Raw genomic sequence first — 17,323 nt, forward strand, 5'->3', positions numbered from 1 at the left:
ATGCCATAAAGATGCACCGACGACCAGCAGCGCTGATGGCCATCAACTTGCAATGCAAGTCCTTCAAAGCACCGACACGACGATGTGTTCGGTACCACCGAAGTAGCCGCCCTGCGCAGACGCGATGGTGTGCGTTCTGGCACCCGGCGACGTGAGTCTTCGGTCGGTTGAAACTTTTGTGAGTCAACCGTGTAACGAAAACGATAATTCAGAACCCCGGCACGGGCGCAACTAAGGTAGCCCTATAATTGCTCTGAACTGCGGCGATGCAGGGAGCCAGAAGGCCCCTCGACAGATTTCGGAGCTGCGTCTGTGCAGAGAAGTTCCGATTCACAGGATACCGAATCCGCAGGAAACAGGCGCGATGGGCGATGAATGCAACAACTGGCCGCAGCGATAAGAATCAGCTGCGGCCAGTGCGCCTCGAACTGTAACAAAAGTTGATCGATCAACCAAGGTCTAGGCCTGAATTGTTTGCTCGCAGAATGCCATCGCTGTAATTTCCGTAGGCTCACACCTGAGAAGACGGGTGGCGAAGCGCAAATGACAACAGCAGTAGTGGTGGGCAGTGGCCCCAACGGTCTCGCGGCGGCGATCGAACTCGCCCGCGCCGGAATCGACGTTCATGTCATCGAGGGTGCGGACAAGATCGGCGGCGGTACCCGCAGTAGCGAATACATTGTCGACGGACTCGTCCACGACGATTGCTCCGCCTTCCATCCCACGGCCTTGGCCTCTCCCTACTTCAAGGCCCTCGACCGCGAATTCGGGCTCGCCAAGCACGGCCTGACGTGGCTGTGGCCCGAGATCGATCTGGTCCATCCACTCGACGACGGCACCGCCGGGGTTCTCTGGCGTGACATCAACCGGACCGCTGACGGATTGGGTGCCGACGGTAAGAGGTGGCTCGACGTCTTCGGATACCTCGCCGAGAACTTCGACGAGTTGGTGCAGGACGTCTTCCAGCCGATCGTGCACGTTCCGAAGCACCCGCTGATGCTCGCCCGTTTCGGGACGGGCGCTCTGCTTCCCGCGACGGGTTTCGCTCGGATGTTCAAGACCCCACAAGCGCGGGCGCTGTTCGGTGGCGTCGCGGCGCACATGTTCGGGCCGCTCACCCTTCCCCTGTCCAGCGCTGTCGGCTCGATGCTCACTGCTGGAGCCCATGCTCACGGTTGGCCTGTGGCACAAGGTGGTTCGGGGTCAATTGCAGCCGCGCTCGCCTCGATTCTGCGCAGCCTCGGTGGCACCATCGAAACCGGGAACTGGGTCACCAACTACTCCCAGATCGCCGGTTACGACATCGTCATGCTCGACATCGCCCCCGACGCAGCCGGTCGTCTGCTCGACGGTCGGCAGCCCGACCGCATTGCCCGGGCCTACCGCAAATTCCGCTACGGCACCGCCGCGTACAAGGTCGACTACGCCGTGCGCGGTGACTCCGACGGAAGCGTCGTGCCGTGGACGAATCCGCATGCCCGCAAGGCCGGCACCCTGCATCTGTCCGGGACGATTTCGGAAACTGCGGCTGTCGAACGCCAGACCGTTCGGGGTCAGATGCCAGACAAGCCCTTCATTCTGTTGGGCCAGCAGTTCTTGGCCGACCCCTCCCGATCTGTGGGAGACATCCACCCGGTCTGGGCGTATGCGCATGTGCCGCATGACTATCCGGGTGACGCGACCGATGTGGTCACGCGTCAGATCGAGCGTTTTGCGCCGGGGTTCCGGGACCGGATCGTGGGCGTCCACGTGCGCAATGTGCCGCAGATGCAGGCGTACAACCCCAACTATGTAGGCGGCGACATCTCCGCGGGGGCGAACACTGCGCGGCAGATCATCGCGCGCCCCCGGTTCGGGCTCGACCCCTATGCCACCGGCGCCCCGGGCGTCTACCTCTGCTCGTCCGCAACTCCCCCGGGCGGCGGGGTCCACGGGATGGGTGGGTTCAATGCCGCGCGGGCGGCGCTGAAGGCGCGGGGTTGAGGCGTCCCCGATGGGGACGACATTTCGGACACGTAGGTGTTACCAGGACTGTGCTTCATGATTGTTCGACTACTTGCTCTTTCGACCTCGGGCCGCAAAAGCCTAGGTTCACCCGACTGGTTGGGATGACATTGTCAGCTTGACTGCGGACGGGATCCTTGATGAATCCCATTGGGTTGAGCTGAAGAAGATACTTCCTCCCAAGGACGCTGGCGCAAATACAGGACTAGCGAGAGACCTTGCGTCACTAAGCGTAGACGGCGGCGCGTTCGTTATCGGGAATGAAGACAACCATGGGAAGCCCGGCGCGGAGGTCGATTCCCATCGACCGCGCCACTTCGACGCCGATGGTTGCAAGTTCGGCGATCGCCTCGGGCTTGATTCCGGCTGTGCGGGACGCGTCGAGCAGCTTGAGCAACGTCGTAAGGCTGGGGTCGACGCCGATAGCGCTAGCAGCGTCGAGCGCAATTCCGGCGGCGGCTCCGTCGCCGTCGACGTATGCGGCCAGCCCGGCAAGGGTGAGGGCCTGGACTCGGTAGTTTCCGCGTAGGTGTGCGGCGATGGTTCCGAAGGCGTCCGTTGCGGCTTGCGGGCTGATGGTGACGATTCCGATCATGGCGTCGCGGTGGTGCGGGTCCGCTGCCGCGCACAATCCGGCGCGGGCGGCGAGACCCCGGCTGGGGACCTCGAAATTGCGCACGACTGCGGCGATTTCCGTGATCGTGTTTCGTGCGAAGTCCTCGCCCTGCTCGGCTGCGGCGGCGCGGGCGGCGTCCATGTCGGCGGCCGTGTCCTCGCGGTAACGGGCTTCGATGTCGGCGCGGCTGCTCGACGTCTGACGTCCGCTCATGATTCGGTTCATGCTGACCTCCGACAGGATCGGGTCGGCGGTGCGTCCGCTCTCCTCGCCGTTGGTGTCGAACCACTCTGCTCCGGTTTCGAGAGACTCGGCGACAAGGGTGCGGACGCTCTGGATTCCCCTGCTGTCGAGCTCGCGCTGTGCTGCCTCGATCTGATCGAGTCCGGCGGCGGCCACCGGACCGGCGCCGACGACAACCCAGATAACGGACGTGGCTGCGGCTTGCTCGAGTGCAGTGCTGTAGTCGGCTGCCGCATCGGCACCGATGACATCGGTGCGCGCGACGAACGCGAGGGTGGCCGGTGATCCGGCGAGAGCGATCATCACGACGGAATTGGCGGGGACGAATCCGAGCAATGCCGGGATTGCGGCCAAGACGTCGGTGGCGGTCCTCAAACGGATGTTCTGCATGTCGTTCCCCTTGCTGTGAAAGTGACCGGGCCTCGTGCCCCGCCAATTTTTTCGCCTTCTGGCAAAGGAGAATCGCGTCGGCATGAGGGGGCCGGAGTGCCACCCTTGGGCCGAGAAAATTTTGACGGGAGCTTGCGAGTGGCGAAAATTTCTCGGCGCCATGGGCCGGCGCTTGCGCCGCCAGGGGTTGCGCGCAGGTCACCGCCGACGAGAATCGGAAGGCCAGAAGTGAAAACAAATCAATGTTTTCCACAGAACGGAGCGCAGCGGAGTTTCATTTCGGGGGACACCGGAGGGGGCCGGATCGCACGCCTGACACGGGGTTATTCACTTAACGCAGTCACGCAAGCCCGAGTCGCACGAAACTGTTCGACGCCGACCTAAGTAACCTAAGTAATAGGAACTTGTCCTATGCGAAAATAGTCGAAGCTCAGTGATCGACGCACATTGACCCAGATCTCTTACAGCGCAGACACACGATGACCTGAGGATTTCATTCCACCACCATCCTTCGAATAGATCTTGTGTCTGAGGCTTTTGTCAGACGCATACCGCTGGCACAAATGCACGAGAACACAGGGAGCTAATCGGGACAGACTGGGAGGCGACCAGCTCCTGTATGTGGCTCTGGCATAACTGAATCGTCACGCAGCCATCCCAACCGATCGCTGAGCCGGTACCACTTGTGGCTGTCTTCGCCCGTGACCTGGCAATCGACGCTAACCGATTCGGCACCCGAGAACACCGTCCCCTTGGCACCAGCCTCTGTGAATGGGGCGACCTTCGCCGGGACCATCGAACCGTGGCCTACGACCAGAAACGGATACTGACTTGACCCAGGTTGCGTATGTCGTCCGATGAAAAAGCTAGAAGCGAGCAGCCCAGCTGCCACAATGACGCACAGCCCACCTACGGTTCGTCTGCCCTCAAGGGTTAGTTTTGGGGGAGTGTCGGCGGTTTGAGGGATCAGCTTGTCAGTGAACTTGATCTCCGCAATTACGGCCAGTGCCGCGAATAGCACGCTTACACAAGCTGTGATAGCCCACGGCATAGGTGTGAATGCTGTGGCCAGACCCATAAACAGGCCGAGCTGGGCAACATAGGCGAGTGACACCAAGACTGGAATCCGCAACGTGCTCGACGACATGAATGGACCCTACGCGACCGTATCCGTCACAGAAAAAGTCCTCCGTCCGTTTGATCGTCAACTTATCCAACGACGAATTCGCCCGCCGCGACACCTCATCAACGATCTACGATGTTGCAAAACAACATCTTTCGCCCTCTATTGGTAACCCTGCATATTCGATTCCGTCGTATTCGTCTACGCGGCTTGCCACTCGGAAACACGTGGTCGCCCTCGACGAGGGGCTAAGGTCCATCCGCTGCCTCCTCGGTTGGACGTGTCCCATGTCTTTCAAAGACGGACACCAAGACCGGAATCTCGTTAGCTGTCGTCGCGATCCTCATGCTCGTGCGCAACCGAGTCGTCGTCTGCGAGAGCTTCCTCGACCGCCGTAGACAGGGTGGTCGACCTCAAATCGAAATCATCCAGACTTTCATCTCCGCCGCTATGGGTCTCAGTTGCGGCGTTTCGCACACGAACACGCCTTATGGTGCCCCGTATTGCTTCTTTTATAGCGCCTGAGAGTAGGTCTGTGGTCACGGTGGTTGCGACCGTCACGGAGATAGTAAGCAGTTCTGTCAGGCCAAACCCGTGCCCCTTCGGAGGATGGATCGCGATGTCGATCCCATCGAACTCGCCTGCGCCCCTCCATTGATAGCCCGAGGACAGGGTTTCGGCTTCTGACAGCTTGATGTCGACTTCTACTTCGAACTCGATAGATTCCACGAACCCATCATCCTCTGCACCGAGATGGGAACGTCGGCGGGTAGTCGTCCAACGACATGCTCGACTCGCGAGGTCAGCTCCTGGCCCGATGGCATAGGCTGGGTCCGCTCGCAATCAGCTACCCAGCCTCGAAGCCGCTCTGATCCAAGATCTCGCAGACGGTACTTCAAATCAATGAGAAACGCGGACCCGACGGCCTCATGAGAAGAAAGGGCCTCCAGTCCTGGGCCAGAGGCAAACTCTCGGTCCCGCTGGCGTTCACGCAGATCCCCTTGAATCCAGTCAATGTCTGAACCCCAATTGCCCTCGGTAAAATTAAGACATTCACCAAGCGCCCGGTCGAAAGCCAACAACCCGAAGAGCCACTTCGTGGCAAGAAACCGCTGCCAATCCGATATGTTGAGTTCGGAGAGGGTTGCAAAAGCGAAGCTATCGCACTCCCACTCAAGTTCGTGTCGGGACATGGAGCCGCCATCGCCCAAAACTACGTGTCCGAATTCGTGTGACATCAAGAACACGATCTGATCTGAAGTGACGGCTTGAGCGAACTGCATCGCATCCCTGTTATGCGGGCGCACAATTGGAAGCGCAGCGGGAGTTAGAGAGCGATGCAGGCGAAGCATGTATGCCATAACGAAGTCGAAAAAATCCTCGGAATCTTTTAGATCCAAGGTTTTACAATCATCGATGACCATGTGAGCCAAGTTGGCGAGGTAGATGTTGATTTGCAACAAGAATTCTCGGGTCAGCGCCGAAACGCGAATTCTTTTTCTCGGCACGTCGGTCCAAGCGACTAGCCTTCGGTCAAGTGTGAGTTCGATAGTCGACGAGCGGGTCTCCGGATAGTTCTTACGTATGTGCTGATGGAGATCATCGGAATAAAACGTCTTCCAGGCCTGCCCAGGTATTGGTACTGCTTTCCGTGCCCCGACTACGGCGTAGCACAGTGAAAGCACGCTCCACTCAGCAAGCAAGAAATGGTCGCCGGGCCGCGAATCTTCAGCTGTGCGCAGTATGGAAGAACGGAACAGTTGGTGAAGTATCAGCGTTCGTGCTGCTGTTAGATCATCGAGTGGCAAGCAGGCAAGGACTGCCGAGGGCAGAATTTCCCGCATCTCAGCTAGGGGAGTGAAGAACCCGTCTAAGTCGACCACAACTGGTGTGCGGCGTCCGGAATCGTCTTTGCCATCGAGTTTCTGCAGGTCGGGGGGCTCGGGGGATCGAAGTGACGCGGAAGCACTCGCAATGCGGCTGGTGAAATCGCGAATGTGGTCGCGCCAGCTGGGCGCAGCCAAAGGGGATCTGTCCACGGCCACTGGCGTCCTCCGACGACCACGCGGGCCGGACAGTAGCCACTCGTCGGTACTCATTCGTGCACCCTCTCAGACAGTCCACCAGCAAGCCATCGAAAAAACGTAACGCGATCGCCCCGAAGACGTCTGCGCGACCGACCGAATCCACGACTGACCACTTCAGCGATTGCAACCATCCGGCCTCACACGCCCATCACTAAGTACGGCCGAGGATTATGAAGAAGATATTAGTCAGGGTGTGGCCGGTCGATGGGGTTAGACACGTTGGTGGTCCAAGGTTGAGCGGGTCCAAGGTGGTTCCTGGCCACGAGAAGACAATTGTCTCTGACTGCTGGGAACGACGAAGCACTTCGTGCCGAACCGCCCCGCCATGACGTGAATGTCCGTTATCTTCCTCGATAGTGGTTGCAATCTCCTGGCTGCTCGGCATCCCGTGCACGGATGCTGTCACCACGAAAGGGAGCACATCTGTGAATGGACTCGAAACGCCTACTCGTTTGTCCCGGACCACCGCGGCCCTCGGTGTCGGCGCGCTCGCTGCCGCGATCACCTTCGGCAGTGCAGTTGGTACTGCATCAGCCGACACTCCGATCGTCGACTTCGGCAGTATCTCGTTCTCGGTGACCAACGGCCCCGACAACACCATCTACGACATCAACGCAATCATCAATCTCCCACCCGGCACACTGCCGCCAGGGATGATGAACCCTCAGATCACTGCGCCCGCCGCGGCCACTCAACCAGTCGGCAACCCGTTTGCGGGCACCGCATTGGACTTCGTTCTGAGCTTCATTCAGGCTGCGGCCAGATAGCCGACAACAAAAAACGAGGCCACCAACTCTTGTGAGTTCGTGGCCTCGTCTTGTGGTGGGCGAAGGGGGACTTGAACCCCCACGTCCCGAAGGACACTGGCACCTGAAGCCAGCGCGTCTGCCATTCCGCCACTCGCCCGAGCAACGCCGAAACATTATCACGACAAACTTTGAAAGTTCTATTCGTGCAGTTCAGGGCACGAATCGATGAACACCGAGCACCCAAAAGCCCAGAACCGATACCATGCTGAAACAGCGGCCAGGTACTGCCGAAGCGACATTTGACAGTACCGTGGAACCTGTACAGCAGTTTGGACGACACGCGACAAGGCGGTGCCGGCGCTACTTGCCGAGCATTTTGCCGTCGTAGATGCGAGGCGAGAGGAGGGCCCGATGGGCATCGTGCAGCGTTTCGAACGAAAGCTCCAAGGAGCTGTCGGCGACGCATTCGCGCGGGTCTTCGGTGGTGGTGTTGTGCCGCAGGAAGTAGAGGCGGCGCTCCAGCAGGAGGCACGTGACCGCGTCGAGCACCTCGGCGGCGGAATCCTTCTCGCCCCCAACAACTACGTGATCACCATCAACAACTCCGATCACGAAGAGTTGGCAGCTGATCGCGAACTGACGACCAAAGCTTTCAGCCGACACCTGCAGGATTTCATCCGCGATCAGGGTTGGCAGACGTACGGCGACATCTCGGTCACCTTCGAGCCTTCGCCTACGCTCCACACCGGTCAGTTCCGCACCCGCGGAACCGTCGACCCGGATGGTGACGCCGAGCAGGCATCGCCGCCGTCGCATGTTCCGCAGGTTTCGTCGCGGCCTCCACAACGGCCGCCTCAGCGACCCGCACCGATTGTTCCCCCTGTTTCCAATCCAGTCCCGTCACAACCAGGAGCCGGCCCCATGACGCAGAACTCAGGCTACGAACCAAGCCGCGAACCGGCGGGTCGCCAGCCCGAACCGCAGCAGCCGGCACGGAACGGGTACTCCCACGACGACGGCGGTTACGCCGCTCCGCAGGGCCAGGAAGCGCCGTACCAGAACGGTTACGACCGCGGCGACGGTTACCGCACGGGCGACGACCAGCAGGGCTACAACCAGCAGCAGGGTGGCTACGACCAGCAGGCGTACCCGAACCAGCAGCAGCCGTACGAGCAGGCCGGCTACGACCAGCAGAGCTATGACCAGCAGGGCGGCGGCTACGACCAGCAGGGTTACCAGCAGCAGCCGTACGACCAGCAGGGCTACGGCCAGCAGGCGTACCAGGGTGGGTACGACCAGCAGGGCTACCAGCAGGGCGGCTACGACCAGCAGGGTTACCAGCAGCCCTACAACGGCCAGTCCTACGATCAGCCGGGCTACGACCAGCAGAGCTACCAGCAGGGTGGCTACGACCAGCAGGCGTACACACAGCAGCCGTACGAGCAGGGCGGCAACTTCGAGCAGACGCAGGCCTACCCGCAGCAGGGCTACGCCCAGCCGCAGGGCGGTTACGCACCGACGGCGCAGAGCCTGACGGCAACCCTGCAGCTCGAGGACGGCAGCGGACGCCACTTCCAGCTTCGCGACGGCAGCAATGTCATCGGCCGCGGCCAGGAAGCTCAGTTCCGCCTCCCGGACACCGGCGTCTCACGTCGCCACATCGACATCCGTTGGGACGGCCGCACCGCGATGCTGTCCGATTTGGGATCCACGAACGGCACCACCGTCAACGGAGCACCGGTCCAGGACTGGCAGCTGGCAGACGGCGACATCATTCGTGCAGGTCACTCGGAGATTCTGGTTCGCATTCTCTGAGCTGAGAAACGGACGCCAGGATTTTTCCGATAACAATCGAACATTCGGCGGTCCGTCGGCGCGCCGCCGTCACGCGGCTGTCAGTATCGTGATCTCCGGGGCCCAGAGCCCCCTATGATGCTGCCAGTCGACAATGCTCGAACCCCGCTGCGGCGGGGCTCGAGCCATAGAAGGAGGTGGACAGCCGTGCAGGGCCTGATTCTGCAACTCACACGGGCGGGCTTCCTGCTCCTACTGTGGCTGTTCGTCTGGGCAGTCCTCCGCACTCTCCGTTCCGACATCTATGCCGGCTCCGGGGTCAGGGTTCCGCCGCGGTACACCCGCGCCGGAAAGGTCCTGCCCTCGCTGGGCAAGGCGAAGGTGCCTCGGTACCTGGTGGTCACGCAGGGCGCCCTCGCCGGTACCCGCATCACCCTCGGTTCACAGCCCGTCATGATCGGCCGCGCCGACGATTCGACGCTCGTTCTCACCGACGATTACGCGTCGACGCGCCATGCGCGGCTCTCGCAGCGCGGCGCCGACTGGTACGTCGAGGATCTCGGTTCGACCAACGGCACCTATCTGGACCGCGCCAAGGTCACCACTGCGGTGCGCGTCCCGCTGGGCACCCCGGTTCGCGTCGGCAAGACGGTAATCGAGCTGCGCCCGTGACCCTTGTTCTCCGCTACGCGGCGCGCAGCGACCGCGGTCTCGTGCGCTCCAACAACGAAGATTCCGTGTACGCCGGTGCCCGTCTGCTGGCCTTGGCCGACGGTATGGGCGGACACGCGGCCGGTGAGGTCGCGTCGCAGCTGATGATTGCCGCTCTGGCGCATCTCGACGACGACGAGCCCGGCGAGGATCTGCTCGGCAAGCTCGAGGCAGCCACCCGCGAGGGCAACGATTCCATCGCCGATCACGTCGAGGAAGAACCCGAACTCGACGGCATGGGCACCACGCTCACCGCGATCCTCTTCTCCGGCAGCAAGCTCGGCCTCGTGCACATCGGCGACTCCCGCGCCTACCTGCTGCGCGACGACCACCTGACGCAGATCACCCGCGACGACACATTCGTCCAGTCACTGGTTGACGAGGGCAGGATCACCGCCGAACAGGCACACACGCACCCGCAGCGATCCCTGATCATGCGGGCGTTGACCGGCAACGAGATCGAGCCGACGCTCACCGTGCGCGAAGCCCGCGCCGGCGATCGCTACCTGCTCTGCTCCGACGGCCTCTCCGATGTGGTCAGCGACGAGACCATCGAGAACACGATGCGCGAAGGCTCGCAGGAGCAGTGCGCCGACCGTCTCATCGAATTGGCGCTGCGCAGCGGCGGTCCCGACAACGTCACCGTCGTCGTCGCCGATGTCATCGACCTCGACTACGGCCAGTCACATCCCATCGTCGCGGGCGCCGCGTCGACGGAAGAGGAAGAGGACGCCCCTCCCCCCAACACCGCTGCCGGCCGCGCCGCTGCCATGCGTCCGCCGCGCGCGACGCCCAAGCGAGTTGTCTCCCAACCCGAACCGGAACCGAAGAAGAAGCGGAACCGGTTGTGGTGGGTGGTCCTCGCCGTGGTGCTGATCGCGCTGGTCGGCGTCGGCGCCGTGATCGGCCGCGCCGTCATCCGCAACAACTACTACGTCGGCGAAGACAACGGCCGCGTGACGGTGCTGCGCGGAATCCCCGGTTCGGTGCTCGGCTACTCGCTGCAAGACGCGGATCTGGTGGGCTGCGTCGGCGACGACGACGTCCTGACCCTCGTCTCCCCCGACGCGATTCCCAGCAACTGCAACATCCTCGAGGTCACCGATCTGCAGCCGTCTGCGCAGGAGCAGGTGCGCGCCGGGCTGCCGTCCGGCAAGCGTGAAGATGCGCAGAGCCAGATGATCCGTCTCATCGGCGGCGATCTGCTTCCTCGTTGTGAGCCGGTTCCGACAACGACAGCAGCGCCCACTCCCCCGCCGGCACCGGAGACCACTCCGGCTCCTGCGCCGCCCGCTGAGCCGGCCACGCCGACGACGGCAGCACCCACGACTACGCCTACGCCGACCGACATTCCCGGTCAGACTTGCAGGACGGTCAACTGATGTCGTCCAACGCAGCTGCGGGGACGGCTTTTCCGAGTCCGCCCGGAGGTTTTGCCCCGGCGCCGGTCCAGTCGACCCGCCGAAACGTGGAGCTGCTGCTCCTGGGCTTTGCCGTCATCATCACGACGGTCTCGCTTCTGCTCGTCGAGGCGAGCCAGGAACAGAAGATCACTCTCGATCTGGCCAAGTACGCGCTTGCGTACACGGGCTTGTTCCTGATCGCGCACTTGGCAATTCGGCGGTATGCGCCGTACGCCGATCCGCTGTTGCTGCCGATCGTCGCCCTGCTCAACGGCCTCGGGTTGGTGCTCATCCACCGACTCGACCTCGCCGACGAACAGACTGCGCTCTACAACGGCGTCGAGGCACCGTCACCGGATGCGAACCAGCAGGTCATGTGGACTGCACTGGCGATCACCGGTTTCGTGCTGCTGCTCGTGTTCTTGAAGGACTACCGCCTGATGGCGCGGTTCAGCTACACGCTCGGCCTCGCAGGTCTGGTGTTCCTGGCGATTCCCGCGATCCTTCCGGCGAAGTTCTCGAGCGTGAACGGCGCAAAAATCTGGATTCGCCTGCCCGGATTCAGCATTCAGCCAGGTGAGTTCGCGAAGATCCTGCTCATCATCTTCTTCGCGTCGGTGCTCGTCGCCAAGCGCGACCTGTTCACCTCGGCCGGTAAACACTTCCTGGGCATGGACTTTCCGCGTGCCCGCGACCTGGGCCCGATCCTGCTCGCCTGGATCGTCTCGGTGGGTGTGCTCGTCTTCGAAACCGACCTCGGTACGTCGTTGCTGCTCTTCAGCACCGTGCTGGTGATGCTCTACATCGCGACCGAACGTGTGGGCTGGCTGGTGATCGGCGGCGGACTGCTCGCCATCGGATTCTTCTTCGCCTACAAGATGTTCGGCCACGTACGCGTGCGCGTCGACACCTGGCTGGACCCGCTCGGCGACTACGCCAACACCGGTTATCAGATCTCGCAATCGCTGTTCGGCCTGGCCACCGGTGGTATCGCCGGAACAGGTCTGGGCAGTGGCCGGCCCAACCAGGTGCCCTTCGCGAAGACGGACTTCATCATCGCGACCATCGGCGAAGAGCTCGGCCTGATCGGCCTGGCCGCTGTGCTGATGCTGTTCCTGCTTCTCATCGTGCGCGGCCTGCGTACGGCGTTGGCGGTGCGCGACAGCTTCGGCAAACTGCTCGCCGCCGGTCTGTCGTTCACCATTGCGATCCAGATCTTTGTCGTCGTCGGCGGCGTCACCAAGCTGATCCCGCTGACTGGTCTGACTACACCGTTCATGTCGTACGGCGGCTCGTCGCTGCTCGCGAATTATCTACTGCTGGCCATCCTCGTCCGGATCTCGGACGCGGCTCGTGCGCCGGTAGTGACGAAGAAGAAAGGTCCGCCCCCAATCGCTGACGCCAATACAGAGATGATGCCGCGCGTATGAACACTCCACTGCGCCGCGTCGCGATGGCCGTCATGGTGATGGTCGTCGCGCTCCTCGCCAACGCCACGTACGTACAGGTCATCAAGGCTGACGACCTGCGAGCCGACCCGCGCAACTCGCGGGTGCTGCTCGACGAGTACTCACGCCAGCGAGGTCAGATCTCGGCTTCCGGTCAGGTGCTTGCCGCCTCCCGCGCCACCGACGACCGGTACAAGTACCTGCGCGAGTATCCGAATCCGTACCCGTACGCACCGGTCACGGGCTTCTACTCGATGCAGTACGGCAGCGCCGGCCTCGAGCGCACCGAGGACCCGATTCTCAACGGCTCGGACAACCGGTTGTTCAGTCAGCGCTTCTTCGACCTGGTGTCCGGACGCGATCCGCGCGGCGGCAACGTCGTCACGACGCTCAATCCGGCCATGCAGCAGGTGGCGTACGACCAGCTGACCAGCAAGGGTTACACCGGTTCCGTCGTCGCGATCGAGCCGAGCACCGGACGCATCCTGACGATGGTCAGCACGCCGAGCTACGACCCGAACCTGCTTGCCAGCCACGACGGCGCCGAAACCACGAAGGCGTGGGACGAGCTCAACGCCGATCCCAACGATCCGTTGGTCAACCGCGCGATCTCACAGACCTACCCGCCCGGCTCGACCTTCAAGGTGCTCACCACGGCCGCAGCTCTTGGCAACGGTGCGACGCCGGACGACCAGCTGACCGCGGCTCCGCAGATCACGCTGCCCGGCACCAGCACGACCCTCGAGAACTACAACGGCAGCACCTGCGGCCCCAACCCGACGGCGTCGTTGCGTGACGCGTTTGCGCGCTCGTGCAACACGGCTTTCGTCGAACTGGGCATCAAGGACGGCGCGGACGCCATCAAGGACGAGGCCAGCGCTTTCGGCATCGGGCCCAACACTCCCGCGATCCCGCTGCCGGTTGCGGACAGCACCGTCGGCGACATCTCCGACGACGCGGCTCTCGGCCAGACCAGCATCGGCCAGCGCGACGTCGCGGTGACCCCGCTCGAGAACGCAGTGATCGCCGCGACCGTCGCCAACGGTGGTGTGCGGATGCAGCCCAACCTGATCTCCCAGTTGCAGGCACCGGATCTGACCGATCTCAGTACGCCGTCACCGGTGTCGATGGGTCAGGCGATCTCGCCGGCAGTGGCGGCAACGCTGACCGATCTGATGATCGGCTCGGAGAACTTCACCGGCGGCGACGGCAAGATCCCCGGCGTTCAGATCGCGTCCAAGACCGGTACCGCCGAGCACGGCGTGAACCCGCGGGAAACTCCGCCGCACGCCTGGTACATCGCTTTTGCACCGGCGCAGAATCCGACGGTCGCCGTGGCCGTCATCGTCGAGAACGGTGGTGACCGCGGACTTGCCGCTACCGGTGGCTCGGTTGCTGCGCCGATCGGTCGTGCAGTCATCGCAGCCGGAATCCAAGGGGGCTGAACCGTGGCGTTGAACAACGGCGCTTTGATCGCCGATCGTTACCGATTGATCCGTCTCATCGCCACCGGTGGGATGGGTCAGGTGTGGGAAGCCACGGACTCCCGGCTCAACCGTCGCGTCGCCGTCAAGGTACTCAAGTCCGAGTTCTCTTCCGATCCGGAGTTCTTGGAGCGCTTCCGCTTCGAGGCCCGCACCACCGCACAGCTCAACCATCCCGGTATCGCCGGAATCTACGACTACGGCGAGACCCGTGACAGCTCGGGCGATTCCACGGCGTACCTGGTGATGGAACTCGTCAACGGTGAACCGCTCAACGCCGTCCTGGCACGCGTCGGCCGCCTGGCGGTTCCGCATGCCCTCGACATGCTCGAGCAGACCGGCCGCGCCCTGCAGGTCGCACACGACGCCGGTGTCGTGCACCGCGACGTGAAGCCGGGCAACATCCTCATCACGCCGACGGGCCAGGTGAAGATCACGGACTTCGGCATCGCCAAGGCCGTCGAGAACTCGCCTGTCACGCGTACGGGAATGGTGATGGGCACCGCCCAGTACATCGCGCCCGAGCAGGCTCTCGGTCAGGACGCGACCGCGGCGAGTGACGTGTACTCGTTGGGAATCGTCGGATACGAAGCACTTTCGGGTCGACGCCCGTTCACCGGTGACGGCGCGCTGACCGTCGCGATGAAGCACGTGCAGGAAACCCCGGCGCCGATGCCGGCCGACCTGCCGCCGAACATCCGCGAGCTCATCGACATCACGTTGACCAAGGATCCGGCCGGCCGCTACGCCAGTGGCGGTGAGTTCGCCGACGCCGTTGCAGCCGTTCGGGCAGGAAGGCGTCCACCGCCGCCCGGTCTGCTCGCCACCGGTGCCGCGAGCGCGTTGCCGGCGACGGGTGCCACGCAGGTCATGCCGCCGACGTACGCGGGCCCGGTGACGGGCGCAGCTGTTGCGGACGACGCGGCAGCCGGCGGAATGACCAGTGGGCAGAAGGCCGTGGCATGGGCCGGCGGCGGATTGATCTTGTTGGCGTTGATCATCGGCGGAGTCTGGATCGCGACCGACGGTCCCAGCGACCCGACGCCGCCCGTCGTCACGTCCACGACGTTGCCGACCACCACGACGACCAAGCCCACCACCACGACGACTCGGCCGACGACGACGACCACCGAGCCGACAACAACGACGACTCGGCCGACGACAACCACGACCGAGCCGACAACCACAACGACAACTCCGACCACGACAACAACAACTCCGACGACCACAACCACCACCACGACGACAACGACGACCACAACGACCACTGAGCCGTTGGCGGATCCCGGAGACGCTGAAGAACCGCTAGGACAAGACCAATGACGACACCCCGCAATCTCTCCTCCCGCTACGAGCTGGGTGAGATTCTCGGCTTCGGCGGAATGTCCGAGGTTCACCTGGCGCGCGACCTCCGACTCAGCCGCGACGTCGCGATCAAGGTGCTGCGTGCAGACCTCGCGCGCGATCCCACGTTCTACTTGCGGTTCCGTCGTGAGGCGCAGAACGCTGCCGCGCTGAACCATCCGGCGATCGTGGCCGTCTACGACACCGGTGAAGCCGAGACCGACGCCGGGCCGCTGCCGTACATCGTCATGGAGTACGTCGACGGCGACACGTTGCGTGACATCGTGCGCAGCACCGGGCCGATGACTCCGCGCAAGGCGATGGAAGTGATCGCGGACGTGTGCGCCGCTTTGGACTTCAGCCACCGCAACGGCATCGTGCACCGCGACGTCAAGCCCGCCAACATCATGATCAACCGTGCCGGCGCCGTGAAGGTGATGGACTTCGGTATCGCCCGTGCCATTTCCGACGCGTCGAGCCCGATGACGCAGACGGCCGCCGTGATCGGCACCGCTCAGTACCTCTCGCCGGAGCAGGCGCGAGGTGAGCAGGTGGACGCACGTTCGGACGTCTACTCACTCGGTTGTGTGCTGTTCGAGATTCTGACGGGCGAGCCGCCGTTCAAGGGTGATTCACCGGTCGCCGTGGCGTACCAGCATGTTCGTGAGGATCCGCAGACGCCGTCGGAGATCAATCCCGACATTCCGCGCGAGCTGGATTCGATCATTCTCAAGGCGATGAGCAAGAACCCGGCCAACCGCTACCAGAGCGCCGGCGACATGCGCAGCGACTTGGTACGCGTTCTGGGCGGTCAGCGTCCGAGTGCGCCGATGGTGATGAACGACGAGGACCGCACCACCATCCTCGGCGCCGTCGGCTCCGACACCGGGAACTACCGCACTGCTCCTGATCCGGTCGAGCCGGTTCCTGCACGGACAACTCGCGCTGCCGAGCCGCCTGCCAAGAAGAAGGGCGGACGCTACGCCCTGATGGGCATCGCGGCGCTTCTGGTGATCGGACTGGTGACGTTCTTCCTCATTCGGGTGAACTCGCCGAAGGTCGAGATGGTGACCGTTCCGGGTGACCTCACCAACCAGCCCGCTGATGTCGCCGAGGCGACGCTGACCAACGCCGGATTCCAGGTGGAGCGTCAGCAGAAGACGGACAAGGTGATCGCCGCCGGAAACGTCATCACGACGCGTCCGGTTGCCGGGGTGCGCATCGAGAAGGGCAGCACCGTCACCATCGACGTGTCCACCGGCCCCGAGCAGGTCGCGATCCCACGCCTGACCGGGCTGAGCCAGGACGACGCCGAGAAGAAGCTCAACTCCGTCGGACTCCGACTCGATCCGACAATCGGCAAGGCCGCGTCGACCATTGCCGAGGTCGACAAGATCGTCAATCAGGATCCGGCCGTCGGAGTGTCGGTTGTTCTCGATTCCGCGGTCTCGATCACTGTCGGCACCGGTCCGGAGCAGGTTCGGGTCCCGGATGTGACCGGTCAGCGTGAAGAGGTGGCGAGGCCCAACATCGAAGGTGCCGGGTTCGTCGTCCAGATCACGGAGATCGACTCGGGACTGCCGAAGGGACAGGTCGTTTCGACCGACCCGACCGGCGGCACGTCGGCCACCAAGGGTTCGACCGTGACGCTGCGAGTGTCCAACGGCAACCAGGTCGCGATGCCTGATCTGACCAACAAGACGGTGTCCGAGGCGTTGACCACGCTTCGCGCAGCCGGCTGGGCGGGAACTGCATCGCAGCTGGTGCAGAACCAGAGCACGACGCTCACCCCGGAAATGGTGGGCAAGATCGTCTCGCAGACGCAGCCTCCGGGCTCGGAGATCTCCAAGGACGCAGTCATCACCGTCAGCGTCGGAGCGCTCGGAATCCCCGGCCGCTAGCAAAGTGAAAAAGTGCCTCCCGGAGA

12 protein-coding genes and 1 tRNA gene are annotated in these 17,323 nt (G+C 63.0%); 9 read left to right on the top strand and 4 right to left on the bottom strand.

The features are described 5' to 3' along the window. Nucleotides 1–543: 543 nt before the first annotated feature. A complete protein-coding gene (locus tag AC2ETI_RS23645) occupies nt 544–1,983 on the top strand; it encodes a phytoene desaturase family protein (protein ID WP_483634463.1) in 1,440 nt (479 codons plus the stop codon). A 247-nt stretch (nt 1,984–2,230) separates the two neighbouring features. On the opposite strand, the gene AC2ETI_RS23650 is transcribed toward AC2ETI_RS23645, so the two are convergent. The 3 genes from AC2ETI_RS23650 to AC2ETI_RS23660 all read right to left on the bottom strand — a co-directional run bounded on the left by AC2ETI_RS23650 (nt 2,231) and on the right by AC2ETI_RS23660 (nt 6,421). Continuing rightward, nucleotides 2,231–3,253, bottom strand: coding sequence for a DUF4192 domain-containing protein (locus AC2ETI_RS23650; protein WP_483634464.1), 1,023 nt, complete (start codon nt 3,251–3,253; stop codon nt 2,231–2,233). Between the two features lie 1,447 nt (nt 3,254–4,700). Further along, on the bottom strand, nt 4,701–5,105 hold the full coding sequence (locus AC2ETI_RS23655; protein WP_211919083.1) for a hypothetical protein: 405 nt from the start codon (nt 5,103–5,105) through the stop codon (nt 4,701–4,703). Then, nucleotides 5,081–6,421, bottom strand: a complete 1,341-nt coding sequence (locus AC2ETI_RS23660; protein ID WP_211919081.1) for a M48 family metalloprotease — start codon at nt 6,419–6,421, stop codon at nt 5,081–5,083. The genes AC2ETI_RS23655 and AC2ETI_RS23660 overlap by 25 nt, the downstream gene beginning before the upstream one ends. A gap of 467 nt (nt 6,422–6,888) precedes the next feature. Here AC2ETI_RS23660 and AC2ETI_RS23665 point away from each other — a divergent pair, with 467 nt between their 5' ends. Further along, complete coding sequence (locus tag AC2ETI_RS23665) at nt 6,889–7,230, top strand: hypothetical protein (protein ID WP_259121142.1); 342 nt, start codon at nt 6,889–6,891, stop codon at nt 7,228–7,230. Between the two features lie 53 nt (nt 7,231–7,283). On the opposite strand, the gene AC2ETI_RS23670 is transcribed toward AC2ETI_RS23665, so the two are convergent. Then, nucleotides 7,284–7,369, bottom strand: a tRNA-Leu gene (locus tag AC2ETI_RS23670). 254 nt (nt 7,370–7,623) lie between these two features. Here AC2ETI_RS23670 and AC2ETI_RS23675 point away from each other — a divergent pair. The 7 genes from AC2ETI_RS23675 (at nt 7,624) to pknB (ending at nt 17,297) form a co-directional block, all read left to right on the top strand. After that, the gene (locus tag AC2ETI_RS23675; RefSeq protein WP_483634465.1) at nt 7,624–9,027 is read left to right on the top strand and encodes a DUF3662 and FHA domain-containing protein; all 1,404 of its coding nucleotides are present in this window, start codon (nt 7,624–7,626) and stop codon (nt 9,025–9,027) included. A 186-nt stretch (nt 9,028–9,213) separates the two neighbouring features. Further along, complete coding sequence (locus AC2ETI_RS23680; RefSeq protein ID WP_003943418.1) at nt 9,214–9,678, top strand: FHA domain-containing protein FhaB/FipA; 465 nt, start codon at nt 9,214–9,216, stop codon at nt 9,676–9,678. After that, nucleotides 9,675–11,099 (top strand): PP2C family protein-serine/threonine phosphatase, encoded by a 1,425-nt coding sequence (locus tag AC2ETI_RS23685; RefSeq protein WP_003943416.1) that lies wholly within the window; start codon nt 9,675–9,677, stop codon nt 11,097–11,099. The genes AC2ETI_RS23680 and AC2ETI_RS23685 overlap by 4 nt, the downstream gene beginning before the upstream one ends. After that, the gene (locus AC2ETI_RS23690) at nt 11,099–12,550 is read left to right on the top strand and encodes an FtsW/RodA/SpoVE family cell cycle protein (protein WP_003943414.1); all 1,452 of its coding nucleotides are present in this window, start codon (nt 11,099–11,101) and stop codon (nt 12,548–12,550) included. The genes AC2ETI_RS23685 and AC2ETI_RS23690 overlap by 1 nt, the downstream gene beginning before the upstream one ends. After that, nucleotides 12,547–14,013 carry a peptidoglycan D,D-transpeptidase FtsI family protein gene (locus tag AC2ETI_RS23695; protein ID WP_007735774.1) on the top strand — a complete coding sequence of 489 codons (1,467 nt, stop codon included), beginning with the start codon at nt 12,547–12,549 and terminating at the stop codon, nt 14,011–14,013. Before AC2ETI_RS23690 ends, AC2ETI_RS23695 begins: the two co-directional genes overlap by 4 nt. Before the next feature lie 3 nt (nt 14,014–14,016). After that, on the top strand, nt 14,017–15,375 hold the full coding sequence (locus AC2ETI_RS23700; RefSeq protein WP_019746232.1) for a protein kinase domain-containing protein: 1,359 nt from the start codon (nt 14,017–14,019) through the stop codon (nt 15,373–15,375). Further along, the gene (gene pknB, locus AC2ETI_RS23705) at nt 15,372–17,297 is read left to right on the top strand and encodes a Stk1 family PASTA domain-containing Ser/Thr kinase (protein WP_019746231.1); all 1,926 of its coding nucleotides are present in this window, start codon (nt 15,372–15,374) and stop codon (nt 17,295–17,297) included. The genes AC2ETI_RS23700 and pknB overlap by 4 nt, the downstream gene beginning before the upstream one ends. Nucleotides 17,298–17,323 lie beyond the last annotated feature (26 nt).

It is taken from the genome of Rhodococcus sp. MurmanLake-1 (assembly GCF_056945715.1).